Annotated in this window: 13 protein-coding genes; 10 read left to right on the top strand and 3 right to left on the bottom strand. The window is 41.7% G+C overall.

What is annotated here, in order from left to right:
• The first annotated feature begins 48 nt into the window (after window positions 1–48).
• Window positions 49–975: a S41 family peptidase gene (locus J8M00_RS09560; protein WP_211010038.1), complete on the top strand. Its 927-nt coding sequence runs from the start codon at window positions 49–51 to the stop codon at window positions 973–975.
• A 189-nt stretch (window positions 976–1,164) separates the two neighbouring features.
• Here the strand turns inward: J8M00_RS09560 and J8M00_RS09555 are convergent, their stop codons facing one another.
• The gene (locus J8M00_RS09555) at window positions 1,165–2,049 is read right to left on the bottom strand and encodes an alpha/beta hydrolase (RefSeq protein WP_211010037.1); all 885 of its coding nucleotides are present in this window, start codon (window positions 2,047–2,049) and stop codon (window positions 1,165–1,167) included.
• 448 nt (window positions 2,050–2,497) lie between these two features.
• On the opposite strand from J8M00_RS09555, the gene J8M00_RS09550 reads away from it, so the two are divergent.
• The 5 genes from J8M00_RS09550 (at window position 2,498) to J8M00_RS09530 (ending at window position 6,973) form a co-directional block, all read left to right on the top strand.
• Window positions 2,498–4,048 carry a hypothetical protein gene (locus J8M00_RS09550; RefSeq protein ID WP_211010036.1) on the top strand — a complete coding sequence of 517 codons (1,551 nt, stop codon included), beginning with the start codon at window positions 2,498–2,500 and terminating at the stop codon, window positions 4,046–4,048.
• 227 nt (window positions 4,049–4,275) lie between these two features.
• Complete coding sequence (locus tag J8M00_RS09545) at window positions 4,276–4,659, top strand: GFA family protein (protein ID WP_211010035.1); 384 nt, start codon at window positions 4,276–4,278, stop codon at window positions 4,657–4,659.
• A gap of 293 nt (window positions 4,660–4,952) precedes the next feature.
• Window positions 4,953–5,309, top strand: a complete 357-nt coding sequence (locus tag J8M00_RS09540; protein ID WP_211010034.1) for a VOC family protein — start codon at window positions 4,953–4,955, stop codon at window positions 5,307–5,309.
• 93 nt (window positions 5,310–5,402) lie between these two features.
• A complete protein-coding gene (locus J8M00_RS09535) occupies window positions 5,403–5,573 on the top strand; it encodes a DUF6435 family protein (RefSeq protein WP_211010033.1) in 171 nt (56 codons plus the stop codon).
• Window positions 5,574–5,869: 296 nt separating this feature from the next.
• Window positions 5,870–6,973 (top strand): serine hydrolase domain-containing protein, encoded by a 1,104-nt coding sequence (locus tag J8M00_RS09530; RefSeq protein ID WP_211010032.1) that lies wholly within the window; start codon window positions 5,870–5,872, stop codon window positions 6,971–6,973.
• 347 nt (window positions 6,974–7,320) lie between these two features.
• Here J8M00_RS09530 and J8M00_RS09525 read toward each other — a convergent pair whose 3' ends face one another.
• Together J8M00_RS09525 and J8M00_RS09520 are read right to left on the bottom strand one after the other, a co-directional pair.
• Window positions 7,321–8,148 (bottom strand): CvfB family protein, encoded by an 828-nt coding sequence (locus tag J8M00_RS09525; protein ID WP_023400014.1) that lies wholly within the window; start codon window positions 8,146–8,148, stop codon window positions 7,321–7,323.
• Between the two features lie 3 nt (window positions 8,149–8,151).
• A complete protein-coding gene (locus J8M00_RS09520) occupies window positions 8,152–9,480 on the bottom strand; it encodes a DEAD/DEAH box helicase (RefSeq protein WP_211010031.1) in 1,329 nt (442 codons plus the stop codon).
• A gap of 265 nt (window positions 9,481–9,745) precedes the next feature.
• Between J8M00_RS09520 and J8M00_RS09515 the strand changes: the two genes are divergently transcribed.
• The 4 genes from J8M00_RS09515 (at window position 9,746) to J8M00_RS09500 (ending at window position 16,425) form a co-directional block, all read left to right on the top strand.
• Window positions 9,746–10,732 carry a rhodanese-related sulfurtransferase gene (locus J8M00_RS09515; protein WP_211010030.1) on the top strand — a complete coding sequence of 329 codons (987 nt, stop codon included), beginning with the start codon at window positions 9,746–9,748 and terminating at the stop codon, window positions 10,730–10,732.
• Between the two features lie 271 nt (window positions 10,733–11,003).
• Window positions 11,004–12,110, top strand: a complete 1,107-nt coding sequence (locus J8M00_RS09510; RefSeq protein WP_247687315.1) for a sensor histidine kinase — start codon at window positions 11,004–11,006, stop codon at window positions 12,108–12,110.
• 14 nt (window positions 12,111–12,124) lie between these two features.
• On the top strand, window positions 12,125–12,967 hold the full coding sequence (locus tag J8M00_RS09505; RefSeq protein ID WP_211010029.1) for a LytR/AlgR family response regulator transcription factor: 843 nt from the start codon (window positions 12,125–12,127) through the stop codon (window positions 12,965–12,967).
• A gap of 281 nt (window positions 12,968–13,248) precedes the next feature.
• On the top strand, window positions 13,249–16,425 hold the full coding sequence (locus J8M00_RS09500) for a glycoside hydrolase family 16 protein (RefSeq protein ID WP_211010028.1): 3,177 nt from the start codon (window positions 13,249–13,251) through the stop codon (window positions 16,423–16,425).
• The last annotated feature ends 24 nt before the right edge of the window (window positions 16,426–16,449 follow it).

Raw genomic sequence — 16,449 nt, 5'->3', positions numbered from 1 at the left:
AACGAAGCTTTGCTGTCGTAAATACGTTGAATAATAAGGAAAGCAACAATGAAATCAGAGCACTTTATTTGGTTTATCTTTTACTTGATGCTATCGAGCAATCTGTCAGCAAATCAGGCTCAAAAAATGTCTGCTAATCAAGTATCCATTGCAATAGAAACTATTTCTAATTCATTGGTCGATGTTTATGTCAACCCGAATAAAGGAGCGCTTGCCGTAGATTCACTAAAAACAAAAATGAATAGAGGGAGTTTTCGCGATGGCGCTGATTTTCATTGGTTTAAAAATGAGGTTTACAACGCATTACGCATGACAACAGGTGATAATAGCTTTGAGTTAATACACAATACTTTTGCCATAGAACTGATCTCTAAACATAATGATGAGACAGCTGTTAAATCACAAATATCTAGTGATGGTGTGGGTTACATTGAGCTAAAAGGGAGTTTTGCGTTTGGAGTTAATAGAGAATTGATAGCGTCCCATATTTCAGGCTTACCTACACCAAGCGCTTTGATATTGGATCTTCGCACTGTAGATGAGGGAAGTATTGAGTTGAGCCAGACAATGTTAGGGTATTTCATTGATTTAGACCAAGCAATTGGCTTGTTGCAAACAAACAAGGGAATAGAACCGATTTATGCTATCCAAACGCCAGAGTTTGAACGCTTTAGCGACCATATACCCTTATATATTTTGACGTCATCATTTGTAAGTGGTCCGTGGGAACTGTTTATTCACGCGTTACAGGAGTCAGGTCGCGCGGTGATTATTGGGGAGGAAACCATGGGGCTTGCAAGTATCGAAACGTTAATTCAGATCAGTGAACATATTACTTTGTCATTGACCAGCGGCATGTTGATGAGTGTGAAGGAGCGCATATCGTGGCACGAGCAGGGGGTTGTGCCCGATCACTTTTCAAGTAGTGAAAAAGCGCTGGATATCGCACTGAGTTTGATTAGTGAACGACAATAGCTACCCTATTATGGTGTTCGGCTTACCTCGACAGATACGATAAAAGTGGGTCATTTATCCGCTAAGCTTAAGCAAATTGGTAAAGTGCTCTGTGGTTTGAAATGATTCACACTGTAATTGTCACACAAAGAGAAAACGCAGAAGCCAAGTCGAAAGAGGCTTAGCTTCTTGACCGCCAATTACTGGTCACTAATTACTTGCCTTAACCGATTTGTCACAAGTTGTAGGGTAGCACTTAAAGGCCGCTCTAAGGCCTTTATAAAGCCCTTGATGCAATATAGACATATGGGTTTCATCTTGGAAAACGTCATAAGTGCCAGTTGTCTTATTGGATGCATACAACAAGTGCCCAGCTCTGGCCATGGCTTGAATATGTTCTAGATAGTCTCCTGTTGTATCATTCGCTGCATCTTTATCGTTGTGGGCAGCCGCAATATAAATATTAAACGCTTTGCTATTTAATAGACCTAGTGACTGCTCTAACTGGTTGACTGTGTCAGCATTATCCCACCACATCGATGGATCCAGTGCGATGTATGATTTAAAGGTGTCTTGGATTTGTGGGTTAAGCACTGCCGTTATAGTGAACAAACCGCCTAAGGAGTGGCCAGCAAGGACCCGAAAATCATTAGTACGATAGTTTTGATCGATAAAAGAAACAACTTCCTGCTTAATAAAATCCTGAAAAATTGCACTTTTTCCAGCTGTTAAATCAGTACTATGGCCGTCATTTGGTACAGAAGGGGTTAAATCTCGCGTTCTGTGTTCTGTCGTATCAATTGCCACCAAAATGGCTTGTGGAATATGACCAACCATGTTTGCAAACCACATGCTTTCAGCGGTAATAAATTGATACGCTACCCCATCAGTAACATATACGACGGGGTAACGTTTTTGTGCATTTTCAGGTGCGTGATACCCCGTTGGCAGCGCAACCCATACATTTTTGCTCTCAGCCAGTATATTTGGGCTGAACGTATGTGAAATCGGTTCGTGTTTATATGTGAATGGCTCATAGCTGGCGAATGCAGAAAAACAGAATATTGAAAGTAATAGACCAATGATTGTATGCATAAAATTATCCTTTAATTTAATTAACAAATTAGGTGGTATTACGTTGTTTAACCTGTTCCGTTTTTAACACCGTTTAAACAGGGTTTCTGTAAAGTTTTGTTCAAGAATTAAGACAAGACACTCACAGAAATTAGATTGATTTAATGATACGGCTTAGTTTGAAAATTGAACGTTTAGCTTGTAGTGCTGATAAGTGTACAGGCTGCTAAATCAGGCGTTACATTAATATCGCTGTTGCTGAATGAGGGCGTGGTGGTTGAGGGGGATTAAAATTGGCAAGCTTCGAGCTTGCAGGTTATTTGGTTGTCAGTTTATCACCTAGTAACGGTTTATTTTGTAAACATATAGATCTTTATGTTGACTATTTGTATTTATGTAATTAAATCTAAATATCAACAATGTACCTTATAGCGTCACAATTAAATTCAATCAACAAAGGGCGCTACCTATGAACTTAGCTAAATCTTTGGTATGTTTAATGGCCACTATCAGCCTATCGTCAATGGCAGATTCTCAGCCTACTAATGACCCGTCGAGCCTATTTAATACGGCACAAAACCTAATACCTCATGGTGATTTTGAAACTGAAAATCGGTTTAAATTTCCGTCAAATAGTGAAGGGGTTGCCAATCTAAACAACCAGTCTCCTATTTCGGGGCGTCAAAGTGTGCAAGTAAACTTTACCAACTTCAGTGTTTACAGCCCGTTTAATTACTCGTATAAATTCCCGGAAAATACACGACTGGAAAGCTTGAGCTTTAATGGCCTCGTTCAAATGCTCTCAGGTTACGAAACGGAATCACTTATTGCCGAGGCGCATGTGACTTATCATAGTAATGGTCATTATCCGTTCACGCATGAACGTGTCATTATCTCTGGTAATAATAATGCCACTACTTTCAATGTTAACGTACCACTTGATCAATCTCGAACAATAAAACACGTAGATTTGAAGTTTTTATATGCTCAAAATCAGCAAGATTTAACCGTGTCACTCGATAACCTCGCACTGTATGTGGTGCCAGCAGGAAAAGAGAATTTAATATCTCATGGTGACTTTGAAACCGAAAACCTATTTAGATTTCCAAGTGCGAGCGAAGGTACTTCTCAAATAACAAGAGAAAACCCACTGGTAGGGCAACAAAGCTTAGAAGTTAACTTTACCGCTTTCAGTGCTTATAGCCCTTTCTATTACAGCTATCAATTCCCTGAAAATACACAATTAGAAAGCCTTCAGTTTAGCGGTTTACTAAAGATGATTGAAGGATTTGAAACTGAGTCACTTGTTGCAGAAGCGCATGTAACTTACCATCGAAATGGTCAATATCCCCTGACACATCGTCGAGTGGCTATTTCTGGAAATGGGGACGCCGTAAATCAGTTCACTGTAAATGTGCCACTTGATAAAAATAGAAAAATAAAACATGTAGACTTAAAGTTTTTATACACGCAGAATCAACAAGACTTAACAGTATTGCTTGATAACCTAGCACTCTATGTTGAGCCCAAAGATCTTAGCAACCTGATAGAGCACGGCGACTTTGAAAATGAAAATCTGTTTAATTTCCCCTCCAATAGCAGTAGTACTGCATACCTAACAGCGGAATCGCCAATTAGCGGTGAGCAAAGTGCTTTGGTCAACTTTACGGATTTTGATGTCTACAGCCCATTTAATCATGCTTATCAATTTACTGAAAATACTTATCTAAACAGTTTACGCTTTAGTGGTAAACTTCAAATGATTTCTGGGTATGATACAGAATCAGTTATTGCTGAAGCCCATGTTACTTATCATGAAAGCGATCAATACCCATTTACGCATGAGCGTGTGACATTGAGCAATTTAGGCAATTCAGTTACGTCTTTTAATGTAGACTTGCCATTGGATAATCGCAGACCAATCAAACATGTAGATCTAAAGTTTTTGCATTTTAAAAACCAAAACGGTCTATCTATTTTACTAGATGACCTCGCATTAACAGTTGATCCTGCGCACTAACCTTGTTCACTTAGAGGGGTCAGTATTGGTACTTTATTTATTCCTAGCAAATTTGACATTCCTCGATATTTAATAGAGCAAGTTTAAAGTGTGCTTGCTCTTTACATCGTTTTATTTCAACCATCTACATAAACTTCTTGGTGTGCTTTAACTAATTGAAATTATTATAGCTATATGATTGTATATGAGCTAAAAAGTACGACATTAAATACACAGGGAACGGTCAAATGGCAAAAGATTATAAAGGTGGGTGTTTGTGTGGCAACATCCGATTTACTGCAACAGGAAAGCCTCTCAACCCTCACACGTGCTCATGCACCATGTGTCAGCGTCACAGTGGTTCACTCAGCCAGGTTTGGGTAGAGTTTGAACGACAGCAAGTTATTTGGGATGGGCCGGGAGGAAAGCCGAAGCTATGGCGTTCTTCGGAGTATTCTTCTCGTAGTTTTTGCAATGAGTGTGGGAGCACGTTAGGGGCGATTGATGACGCACCGATAATTGCATTGGTGGTTGGCGCGTTTGATACACCAAACCGATTAGAATTAATGCCCAAGTCTCACTCCTATGTTTCAAAAAAGCCCAAATGGTGGCATGTCGAAGTCACCCCATAAGTTGACTGATATCGATTAGTGTACACTGTGAATTTTGGTCGTATTCACGGTATATCACACTGAACCCTAGACGATTAATACAAACTCGACGGTTGCGATTTATCGCAAGATTATGTGAGCAAAAAGGTAGCTTTGATATTGTTGATTCAAATAATTACGTTGCACACAGGACGAATTTTATTTACGACTGATAAACTGAAGGGTATTGTAAAGCCAATAAACTAAAGGTTCAGATCTAGCAAAAACGCTCTGCGCCGAGACAATCAATAATAAATCTGGTTTAAGAGGTATCTATGAATCAACATGAAAAGCTTAACTATGTAGAATTTGCAGCCAAGGATTTGCAATCAACTAAGTTATTTTTCAGTCAGGTATTTGATTGGGAGTTTGTTGACTATGGGCCCGAATATACAGCGTTTTCAAATCAAGGCTTAGATGGGGGATTCTATCAAGCTGATATGTCGAGCACTGTAAGTCGTGGTGGCGCACTGTTAGTATTTTACAGTAATGATCTGACAGGCACGCTTTCGAAGGTTGTTGAAAATGGAGGTGAACTCACTCGTCCTATCTTTGAATTTCCTGGAGGGTGCCGTTTCCATTTTACCGAACCTAGTGGTAATGAGTTTGCCGTGTGGTCAGAATCCGCATAGTTGTGAACACAGTGGTAGATTTTTTAAATTAGGTTGATCTAAAACATCACACAGTTCGTTTACTGATTAAAATGCTTAAATAAAGGTGAACGAATGTTTGGATTTTTTAAGGCCAACCCAGTCAAAAAGCTCAGAAAAGAGCATGATGCAAAGCTGGAGCAAGCGATGTATGCACAAAGAAATGGAGATATCAGAGGATACGCGATGTTGACTGCGGAAGCTGAATCTATTTGGAAAGAAATAGAAAGCATAGAAAGTCAGTAATGGCCTAACTCAGGCCACTTCACAGAGGGGCGGTGGAAGTGGCAACGCTTTATACTGCGCAGGGACAGCAATGTTAATATTGAAAAAGACGACAATGAGGTAAGGGACTATTAGCGAGGTTATCAGCTAATGCCACATCTTCAGTCGGATCACCTTCCTTATTTATTGTTCAAAATTTTACAATTTATTGTTATCGCTCGCTTTTCTTTTGCTTTAATATAGATGCTCAACTGATAAAGGCGTGTCTTTTACAACGGTAAACAGCATTAATAACAACAAACTATAAAAAGAATATTATGAATATAAGTTTAGGAAAGCGGCGGTATCTCGCATGCTCTTTGGCTGCGGTAATGTGCATGTTTACTTCATTTCATTCGATTGCAGATGAAGTAGATAACCTTATTACAACCACGATGGAAAAGCGTTTTATTCCTGGTTTGCAGCTGGCAGTCGTTAAAGATAAAAAAATAGTTAAAACTAAAGGCTATGGTATCGCTAACCTGCAAGATGACATTGCCGTAAAAAATCATACTGTTTTTTCAATCAATTCTATGACGAAAGCGTTTACTGGTGTAGCGTTGATGCAATTGGTAGAAAAAGGAATACTGACGCTTGATGATGGGATCGGTCAACACTTGCCAGAGCTTCCAAAAGCTTGGCATAGCATAAAAATTAAACATCTAATGGCGCACACTTCAGGGCTGCCAAAAATCTTAAGTGGCTATTATATTGATTTGATTGTGAGAGGAAACCCTAAAGCTGCTTGGGATAAAGTGCAAACACTTCCTATGTTGTCTAAAACCAACACCCGTTTTGATTACAACCAGACTGGCTACGTTATTGTTGGTAAAATTATCGACAAATACGTGGATGGAAATTTCATTGATTTCATAACCGATCATCAATTAAAACCGGTTGGCATGCAGTTAACAGCCGGTGCAGGCTTTGAATACATGACACCTGTGATAAAGAATCAAGCTAGACAATATTTGTACGACAAAAATAAGCAGAGTTTTACCAATATGTACGGCAAGTTTTTTTATATGCTGAGAACGGCCGCTGGCATGAATTCAACAGCGACTGAGTTGGCTCAGTATATGATTGCCTTGCAATCAGAAAAACTGATCAAGGACTTGGATGCATTATGGTCTCCAGTTACGCTCAACAATGGTAAAACACAAGGCTTTAGCAACTTGGAAAATGGCTACGCAATTGGTTGGCAGGTAATAGGCAGAGAAAACCACCCTGCGGTGAGTGCAAGCGGCGGCAATGCAGTTACCATGATCCACTACCCAAATGATGATGTTTCTATCGTCGTGCTTACGAACCTAGTCGGCGGTTTGCCAATTCAGTTTGTTGACGAAATAGCGGCGCACTATATCGAAGATTTTGCGTTGTAATTTTAGTAGAAACAGTCGAAACTTATCTAGCACTGGAGGTCGTTTAAGCGCATTCGCTTAAATAGCCTCTGTTGTGTAACGTATTACTTTATTTTTTGCTTCAAGTTAATTAGCGTGCAATACAATCCATGTGCTTAGCGGCTATGCAATCGCACAGATGACCACAAAACACGGTCAAAGACCTGAAGTGTTTTTTATAAACAAAAAGGTTGAGGCAGTGGTAGAGACCAGTAGAAAGAGTATTCCACTTCATTATCAAACGCATATAAACGTATGCGGCGCGAAATTGAGGCAATTATTTAAATGAAAAGGTGATTTGCTCACTTCGCCAAACCACCAAACAGATTTTATTTTCGAAGTGAAATAGAGTTCGCTTCGATATCAATTTTGCCTTGCTTGAATAAGCCTCCAATGGCTTTTTTAAAGTTGGCTTTGCTGGTTGAGAAGGCTTGTTTGATAAGTTGGGGGTCTGACTTGTCGCCCAAAGGTAAAAAGCCGTTGTTTTCCTCTAGCTTAGCAAGAATTTGTTCGCCAAGGCCTGAGATTTTCTCAATCCCTGGTTTTTCTAGTAAAACATCAATTTTGTCGCCCTCACGTACTTGCTTGATAAAGCCTTTCATACGCTGGCCGATATACATGCGCTTGAATACAGTATCAAAAAACACCATTCCAAAGTGAGTTTCGTTTATTACTACTTTGTAGCCAAGATCTGTTTTAGCAGCGACGATTAAATCAACTTCTTGAAACTTATCGTACTGAGCAGGTGTTTTGTTGACGAACTTATTTAAGTTGCTAGATGCACATAAACGTTTACTGGCATTGTCTAGGTATAACTTAACGAGATAGCTGTAGCCTTCGCGCATTTTTGGCTTTTGCTCGTTGTATGGTGCAAGTACATCTTTGGCGATACCCAAGTCCATAAATGCACCCACTTTGTTGATTTGCTTGACGCGAAGTAGCGCAAATTCACCAACCTGTGCAATAGGATCTTTGGTTGTAGCACACGCGTGCCCTTGGTTATCTGAATAGATAAAGACTTCTACGTTGTCACCTTCTTCTAGGTATTCTGGCTTTTCATCCAGTGGTAAAAATACATCACCAAGTTCTTTACCGTCGAGGTATGCGCCTTCCGCACAGATCTCTTCAATCATTAAAAATTGTTTAGTACCTAGCATGGCTTATTCCTCGGTTGGCTTTGGTTTTCTGCGAAGTGGTGCGTTGCCATCCACATCAAATGGTGCTGCAATAGGCTTTTTCGGCGCTTTAGGCTTTTTCGTAAACTTGCGCTTTTGTTCAGGTTTTGCAGTTTTTTGTGGTTTTTTACCTTTATAAGTGGGCTTTTTAGGCTTTTCTTTAAAGCCCTTAAACTTGCCTTCTAAGCCTTCAATTGTGTGGAAGGTGAGCTTTTCTTTCAGGTATTGTGCAATTGCCTGATAGCTCTTCCAATCTTTTGGACCAACTAGAGATGCCGCTGTGCCTTTGAAGCCCGCTCGGCCTGTACGCCCGATGCGGTGAACATATTCTTCAGCTTGCTTAGGTAGGTCAAAGTTGATCACGTGCGTGACGTTTAACAAGTCTAGACCACGTGACGCGACATCTGTAGTGACCAGCACTTTATAAATACCGCGGCTAAAGGCATCCATGATATCTAAACGTTTGTTTTGTGCTAAATCACCTGCAAGACCAATGGCCTTGATCCCCATTTCGTTTAACAATTCACTTAAACGCGTTGTATCTTGGCGGGTAGCTGTGAAGATAATACATTGACCCACTTCGTCTTGTTGAACAAAGTGTTTTAGCAGCGCTTCTTTGTGATCTAGGTGATCAGCAAAGTACAATGCTTGTTGAATATCGCCGTGCTTTTCGTTACTGCCGCTTAGTAAAATCTTTTTCGGTGATTTTAAAAGGGCTTTGGCTGTTATTTCTACTTGAGCGTGCTCTAAAGTAGCAGAGAATAGCATGGTTTGACGAAGACGGTGGTCAGCTTGACTATTGATAGCATTAAGCTGCTTATCAAAGCCCAAATCAAGCATACGGTCGGCTTCATCAAAAATTAATAGCTCAAGGCCTGCTAAGTGCAGTGATTGCTGTTCCAAGTGATCAGTAATACGACCTGGTGTGCCAATCACAAAGTACGGGTTTTTTCGCAGCGCTTTTACTTGGTCGTTAAAGTTCTCACCACCTAATACCTTTGTTGCAGTCATCGCAGTACCTGCGATTAACAAACGGCACTGTGAAAATACTTGGTTAGCAAGCTCTCGGGTAGGGGCAACAATGAGTACGCGAGGGTCGCGTTTACTCAGCGCTTTTTGTTTCATTACGCGCTGAACAGCAGGTAATAAAAACGCCAAGGTTTTTCCTGAACCGGTTTTTGACTGGGCAAAAACATCGTGGCCTGCAAGTGCGGTAGGGATAGCATGCGCTTGGATCTCTGTTGGCTCATTAATTCCTTGATGTTGTAATTGCTTCTCAAAGCGTAGGTCAAGGCCGAGTTCGGAAAATCTCAAAGTTACTTTCTCCAATCATTATTCTAAAAAACGCGCCATTATAGCAAAGTGCCAGACAAAGGCACTATATAAATATAAGGTTAAAAATGTTTTTGCTTTCGTTTTAGTCACTTGGAACAAAAACTCAGCACTTGATTGTGCGTGTTTTGCATTTGTTTCATAAATCCGTAAAATACACGCCTCAGCGCCGGATTTACGATTCGGTTTGTGCCTACGCGTCGTGTTTAAGTGTAGGTTGTTTTAAAGCTTATAAAAGAGAATTATTATGACTAAACCTTATGTTGTTTGTGCAATGTATAAGTTCGTTTCATTGCCTAATTTTGAGCAGATCCGTCAACCTTTATTGCAAGTAATGGAAGAAAATGAAGTGCGTGGTACGCTTCTTCTTGCAGAAGAAGGCATCAACGGTACCGTTGCTGCAAAGCGTGAAGGCATCGATGCATTACTAGCATGGCTAGACAAACAACCGGGTTTAGACAACATTGTTTACAAAGAATCTTTCGACGAAACATGTCCGTTTTACCGCACTAAAGTTAAGTTGAAAAAAGAGATCGTGACCATGGGTGTACAAGGTATCGACCCGAAAAAAGTGGTCGGCACATATGTTAAGCCTGAAGATTGGAATGCATTGATCTCTGATCCAGAAGTCGTTCTGGTTGATACACGTAACGATTACGAAATTGAAATCGGTACGTTTAAAAACGCGGTAGACCCAAAGACAAAAACTTTCCGCGAGTTCCCTGAATGGGCTGAAAAAAACCTAGATCCAGCAAAGAATAAAAAAGTAGCGATGTTCTGTACAGGTGGTATCCGCTGCGAAAAATCAACCGCTTACATGAAAGAGCAGGGCTTTGAAGAGGTTTATCACTTAGAAGGCGGTATTCTTAAGTATTTGGAAGACGTACCAAAAGAAGAAACCATGTGGGAAGGTGAGTGTTTTGTATTTGATAACCGTGTAGCGGTTGATCACGACCTAAACAAAGGTTCATACGAACAGTGCCACGCTTGTCGCATGCCTATCACTGAAGAAGAAATGCAATTAGAGCAGTATATGGAAGGTGTTTCTTGCCATCACTGCTATGACAACGTTACTGAAGAGCAAAAAGCACGCTTTGCAGAGCGTCAAAAGCAAATGGAGCTAGCAAAAGAACGCGGTGAAGGCCATATTGGTCACGAAGCGCAAGAAGCACTTCGTCAGCGTAAAGAGCAAAAGCAAGCGCAAAAAGAAGCGCAGCGTAAGCAATCAGCTTAACTTGCCTTAGTTTTACAAAAGTAGTATCTACTTTTAACGCCCTTGGTCAATTTGGCTGAGGGCGTTTTTTTCGCTTCAAATACCCACTTTTCAAATCCTTTTTTATAGAACTTATTCTTTATAAATCTCAATAAATTCAATTTATTAAATTATCATCACCCTGGTAAAAGGAATTAATTTGAGCGCGCTCAATAATGTTTGTTACTGATTTGGGTTCTTCGGTAATGTGCGCTTATACTGAATTAGGATAAGTTTATACCGTACAACAATAATGAATGCACCAACCCAGTCAGAACTGACAATTTCTCTCCAAGCTTTTTCAAAACAAAGTCACCAGTTTTGGTCGTTACAGATCCTTGGTTGGCTTGGTTATACCGTGGTTGTTTTTATCTCGATTATTCATCCTCAGTTTGATGACAACGACTTTAACTTAAAAGGGCAATTACTGAATTTGGCTGTTGAGGTAAGCTTTGGTTTTACCCTTTCATTTGTACAGTGGTCATTTATAAGACGTATTGTACATTGGCCGCTTAAACGCACTTTGATAATGAGCTTCGTCAGCGCAGCTATTTTGGGCTTAGTGTTCAATATCATTAAGCTGGCTTCATACAAAACCATTGTTTATAACCAAGTCTGGTATCAAGAGCTTAATATGCTTGAGTTTGGCGGCTGGTTTTTGTTTTCGATTTCTACCATGTTTGTGTGGACAGCGATATTTTTTATTATGCTGTATAACGCGCGATTGCAAAAAGAACATGAAATGTTGCTCAGAGCCCAAACTGCGGCCAAAGATGCACAGCTGCAAATGCTGAGATACCAATTGAACCCCCATTTTATGTTTAATACCATGAATGCCATTTCTACTTTGATCATGAAAAAGGAGAATGATATGGCACAGGAGATGTTAGATAAACTCTGTGATTTCTTTCGTGCTTCGCTCCAGCATGACACATCAGATGCCAGCCATCTTGGCAAAGAACTTGAGCTGCTCCAACTGTATTTGAGCATTGAGAAGGTACGATTTGGCGAACGCCTCATGGTAATTTTTGACATAAACGACAAAGCAAAGCAGGCCAAAATACCCCCTTTAATTTTACAGCCCATTGTAGAGAATGCGATTAAGTACGGCGTTGAAGCGAGAAAACAACAAAACTTAATTGAGATTCGGGTTTCCAAGCAAGATGAGCAGTTAAAGGTTTTGGTAGAGAACGACGGGGGGGCATCAGATAGACCAAATGAAAAAGGGTTTGGGATAGGTTTAAGTAACACCAAAGAGCGCCTAGAAACCTTTTTTAGCACGCCATGTGAACTCAGAGTTGAGAGTGGCAGTACGAAAACACGTGTCACTATGGTCATCCCCTTTGTGATAGCAAAATAAGAATTGGAAATAATATGATTACTGCGGTACTGGTTGATGATGAACCTCTCGCGATAGAGGGATTGAGGCTGCGACTTGAAAACATATCTGATATTCAGATTGTGGGAGAAGGGTTTGACGGCGATGATGCAATTCGATTGTGTTATGAACATCAACCTGATGTGTTGTTTATCGACTTAAGGCTACCGGGCCTCAGTGGTCTTGAAGTTGTTCAAGGGTTGCAGTCTGATACTATGCCACTGGTTGTGTTTGTCAGTGCGTATAGCGACTATGCGATAGAAGCTTTTGAACTCAATGCGTTGGATTACCTCATGAAGCCTGTGAATCTCGGCAGGCTTAAAAAAACAGTAGACAGAATTCGTGACTCACTAAATGAGTCAACACGGACGCAAAAGAGTGAAGAAAAAGCCAAGCTTTTAAAAGCTTTAGGTGAGTCGTCGGGTTTGAGTATCTCACAGCTGCAAGAGTGGCTGGATAAAGAGGGTGCGCCATTGCCGACCAAACCAAGACATGAATTGCTGATCAAAAATCATGATAACGAACAAGTGTTTCTGTGCGTAGATGACATTATGTGGGTTGATGCTGCGGGAGATTACATGTGCATTCACACAGAAAAGGAAAACTATGTTGTTAGGATCACACTCAAGCGGCTCAGTGAAGAGCTAGATAATGGCATGTTTGCTCGTATTCATAAATCTACCTTAGTAAATGTGAATTTTGTTAAAAGTTTTACCACACTAAAGAACAATGAGTCGATGTTGGATTTAGGGGGAGACATTAGGCTCAAAGTGAGTCGAAATTATAGTGACACATTGAAGTCATTGCTGAAATCTCGTGTGGGAGATGCATTTTTGTAGTCCTCATGCCGCACATTTCATCGTGTAATTGTTTCGTCTTGTCGTGCAAGGTGCAGCTGCACCAGCATTGACGCAAAATTGCACCGCGATAGCGCATTTCGATTGTCACAATATTATCTTTCTATCAATATTTTAACTGCCAAATTTACATTTTTAATTTGCATTTAAAATAAATGCATTTGGCCAAATGACAACGATAAATGTGCCAAGGTTCACAGCGTGATGTTTTCTAATGCAGAAAATATCACATCTGCACTGTGAGCAAATGTGGAAGTGATGAAATGAAACCAACAGTAAACCAAGTGTTTGGCGTTTTCCTGCTAAGTGCGACACTGCAAGGGTGTGGCGGGGGCGCTGAAACGAACACTGATACCAGCCAAATATCACCAGAAGTTCCCGTATCTGATTGGCAACTCGTATGGAGTGATGAGTTCGAAACAGACACCATTGATACCAACAAATGGCTGCATGAAGTCAATTGTGATGGTGGCGGTAATAATGAGCAACAGTGCTACACGGCCAGCAGTGAGAATTCTTATATTGAAGATGGCGTTTTACATATTGTCGCCTTGCCTGCGGCAGATGGGGAGCCAAAACCTTACACATCAGCGAGACTAAGTTCTAAAAACAAAGCAGATTTCAAATATGGACGTTTTGAAGTGCGGGCAAAATTACCATCTGGCCAAGGAAGTTGGCCAGCATTTTGGCTACTACCAACCGATGAAACATACGGCGGATGGCCAAAATCTGGTGAAATTGATGTGGTCGAGTCGGTCAACCTAAAAGCAAAAAGAGAAGACGGCACGTTAGAGCGTCACGTGTATGGTACTTTGCATTATGGTAAAGACTGGCCTGATAATGAATCTAGCGGTAAAGAATATCTTTTACCAAATGACATGAACCCAGCAGATGACTTTCATACCTATGCGATAGAGTGGCAAGAGGGCGAGATCCGTTGGTATGTCGATGGTTATCTTTACCAAACACAAAGACGTTCTCAGGCACTTTATGACAGCAATGGCAATGCCCTCGGGTTGATATATCGTGGTTGGTTCACAGAGTATTTCGGACAGGACTCAGGTGAATTGGAAACACATTGGGATAACGCGCCGTATGACCAGCAATTCCATATGTTGCTTAATTTTGCAGTGGGTGGAAACTGGCCTGAAAGCGTCAATGAATTAGGTGTTGATGCATCTGTATTTGCAAACGGGCAACATTTTGAAATCGATTATGTGCGTGTGTATCAATGTCAAATCAATCCTGACACGGGGAAAGGCTGTGACACAGTTCGAGGTGGGTTTGATAGTTTAGATGATGCATTGGTTGAAGGCAAAGCGCCTACGCCAATTCCTCCTTCTTCCGGCATAGCTCAGAATTTAGATATCTTTACCGGTACGCCAAATCCAAATTGGCCAGCTTGGGACTGCTGTGGTGGCTCGACACCTGTAATAGTCGATGACGCCGAAAAAGGCGCTGCTTATGAGTTTATGGTGGGAGAAAGCCCGACCGTGAATGGATTTATTTCTCGCGAGGAGTTTATTACCGACGAAGCGGGCGCAGCAACGCCTTTTGATGCAAGCCCACTTCTTGATAGCGGTACGCTGAGCTTTGAAATGAAGGTGGTGAGCTTGCCAAGCGCTGCCGATACCCCTTGGCTTCTTAAAGTTGAAAGCGTCGACGCATCATCGGCAGTGGAGGTGGCCTTGACCACCAGCGTTGAAGGCCAAGCCCCCGTGCTTGGACAGTGGCAAACCTATACATTTCCTTTGCAAGCGCTGGCAAGTGGTGGCCTTAGCCTCAATGCAATAGATGCAGTGATGATATTCCCAACATGGGGCAGTGGCGATGGCGCAGTATATCAAGTTACCAACATGCGCATTGCGGGTGACAGCATATCTGCACCACAATCTTTTGTTATTTTCGAAGACACAATTAACCCTGCTTGGCCGCTATGGGATTGCTGTGGGGGCACGACGCCACAAATCGTTGAAGACGATGCACAGCACGGTAATGTTGCTGAATTCTCCGTGGGCAGTGAACCAACAGTATTAGGTTTTATATCTCGTGCTGACAATATCGTTGAGGAAGGTGTTTCACCAGCGCCATTTGATGCCTCGTCAATGTTTGCCGATGGCATGTTCCAATTTGAAATGAAAGTGGTGAATGCACCGGCTGACGCTGAATCGGTGTGGAAGTTAAAAATAGAGAGCAATAATGCGGAAACAGCCGCCGAGTTGGACCTAACTAACAGTATTGAGGGGCTAGCCCCTGTAACAGGCCAGTGGCAAACCTTTACATTTAAGCTCTCTGATTTAGCCAGTGCTGGGTTGGATGTAAGTGCCATTGACGTTGTGATGATTTTCCCAGCCTGGGGCACGGGCGAAGGCGCACTTTATCGCGTCGATAATTTGAAATTCTATCAACCAATGGATGCGCCAACATTCGAAGGACATGTGCTGTTTCAAGATGATGTGCTGTCACAGTGGTCACTATGGGACTGTTGCGGAGGTACGACACCAACGATTGTTAGTGACGACGCGCAACATGGTATGACAGCTGAGTATTCCATTGGTGCTGAGCCCACTGTTGTTGGTCTATTTGCGGATGATGGTGTGTATCTCGACAGTAGCGCATTTTTACAATCTGGTGTTATTCAATTCGAGATGAAAGTGGTGAGTGCTCCATCAAATGCCGAGTCTGTATGGAAGTTCAAGATTGAATCTATGGATACGACCACGGCGGTAGAGCTGGACTTGACGGCTAGCCAAGAAGGCAGAGCCCCTGTAGTCGGTCAGTGGCAAACCTATACATACTCTTTACAAAGCCTAGTTTCTGCTGGGTTAGATGTGACGGCGATTGATGTCGTGATGGTTTTTCCTGCTTGGGGCACCGGCGAAGGCGCGGTATTTAGATTGGATAATGTGCTCATCTACAACCAAAGTTCAGTCCCTCAGCCGCAATCTCTTACTCTTTTTAAAGATGGACAAAACAGCAGTTGGCCAATTTGGGATTGCTGCGGGGGGTCTACGCCGACAGAGCAACAAGATGATGCAGAGCATGGTGTGACTGCTGAATTTTCAATCGGCGCAGAGCCGACGGTGATGGGGTTTTTAGCAAATGAAGGTGCGCATTTTGATGCCAGTGTGTTGCTCTCTGAGGGTGTTATTCGCTTTGATATGAAAGTGGTCAACGCCCCCAATGACACCAGCAGTATTTGGAAATTCAAAATTGAGTCACTCGATGCGCAAACTGCTGTTGAATTAGACTTGAGCGCGAGCCTCGAAGCACAAGCTCCAGTTAGTGGACAGTGGCAAACCTATACCTACTCTTTACAGTCGTTGGCTGACGCAGGCTTAGATTTATCAAACATCAATGTTGTGATGGTGTTTCCTGCATGGGGCACAGGCGAAGGTGCGGTTTACAGAGTTGATAACGCAGAAATCACGGTGCCGTAACGCGGCAAATACAAGGGGGATGAT

The sequence above is a fragment of the Pseudoalteromonas luteoviolacea genome, from assembly GCF_018100925.1.
Taxonomy (GTDB): domain Bacteria; phylum Pseudomonadota; class Gammaproteobacteria; order Enterobacterales; family Alteromonadaceae; genus Pseudoalteromonas; species Pseudoalteromonas obscura.
Note: the sequence above shows the minus strand (reverse complement) of the source record. Positions and strands in the feature narration are given on the sequence as shown.

Excerpts from the sequence above, each read along its gene's own strand:
- J8M00_RS09515 (WP_211010030.1), top strand. The coding sequence starts at position 9,746 with ATGACTAAACCTTATGTTGTTTGTGCAATGTATAAGTTCGTTTCATTG.
- J8M00_RS09505 (WP_211010029.1), top strand. The coding sequence starts at position 12,125 with ATGATTACTGCGGTACTGGTTGATGATGAACCTCTCGCGATAGAGGGA.
- J8M00_RS09540 (WP_211010034.1), top strand. The coding sequence starts at position 4,953 with ATGAATCAACATGAAAAGCTTAACTATGTAGAATTTGCAGCCAAGGAT.
- J8M00_RS09545 (WP_211010035.1), top strand. The coding sequence starts at position 4,276 with ATGGCAAAAGATTATAAAGGTGGGTGTTTGTGTGGCAACATCCGATTT.
- J8M00_RS09560 (WP_211010038.1), top strand. The coding sequence starts at position 49 with ATGAAATCAGAGCACTTTATTTGGTTTATCTTTTACTTGATGCTATCG.
- J8M00_RS09530 (WP_211010032.1), top strand. The coding sequence starts at position 5,870 with ATGAATATAAGTTTAGGAAAGCGGCGGTATCTCGCATGCTCTTTGGCT.
- J8M00_RS09555 (WP_211010037.1), bottom strand. The coding sequence starts at position 2,049 with ATGCATACAATCATTGGTCTATTACTTTCAATATTCTGTTTTTCTGCA.
- J8M00_RS09510 (WP_247687315.1), top strand. The coding sequence starts at position 11,004 with ATGAATGCACCAACCCAGTCAGAACTGACAATTTCTCTCCAAGCTTTT.
- J8M00_RS09535 (WP_211010033.1), top strand. The coding sequence starts at position 5,403 with ATGTTTGGATTTTTTAAGGCCAACCCAGTCAAAAAGCTCAGAAAAGAG.
- J8M00_RS09525 (WP_023400014.1), bottom strand. The coding sequence starts at position 8,148 with ATGCTAGGTACTAAACAATTTTTAATGATTGAAGAGATCTGTGCGGAA.
- J8M00_RS09500 (WP_211010028.1), top strand. The coding sequence starts at position 13,249 with ATGAAACCAACAGTAAACCAAGTGTTTGGCGTTTTCCTGCTAAGTGCG.
- J8M00_RS09550 (WP_211010036.1), top strand. The coding sequence starts at position 2,498 with ATGAACTTAGCTAAATCTTTGGTATGTTTAATGGCCACTATCAGCCTA.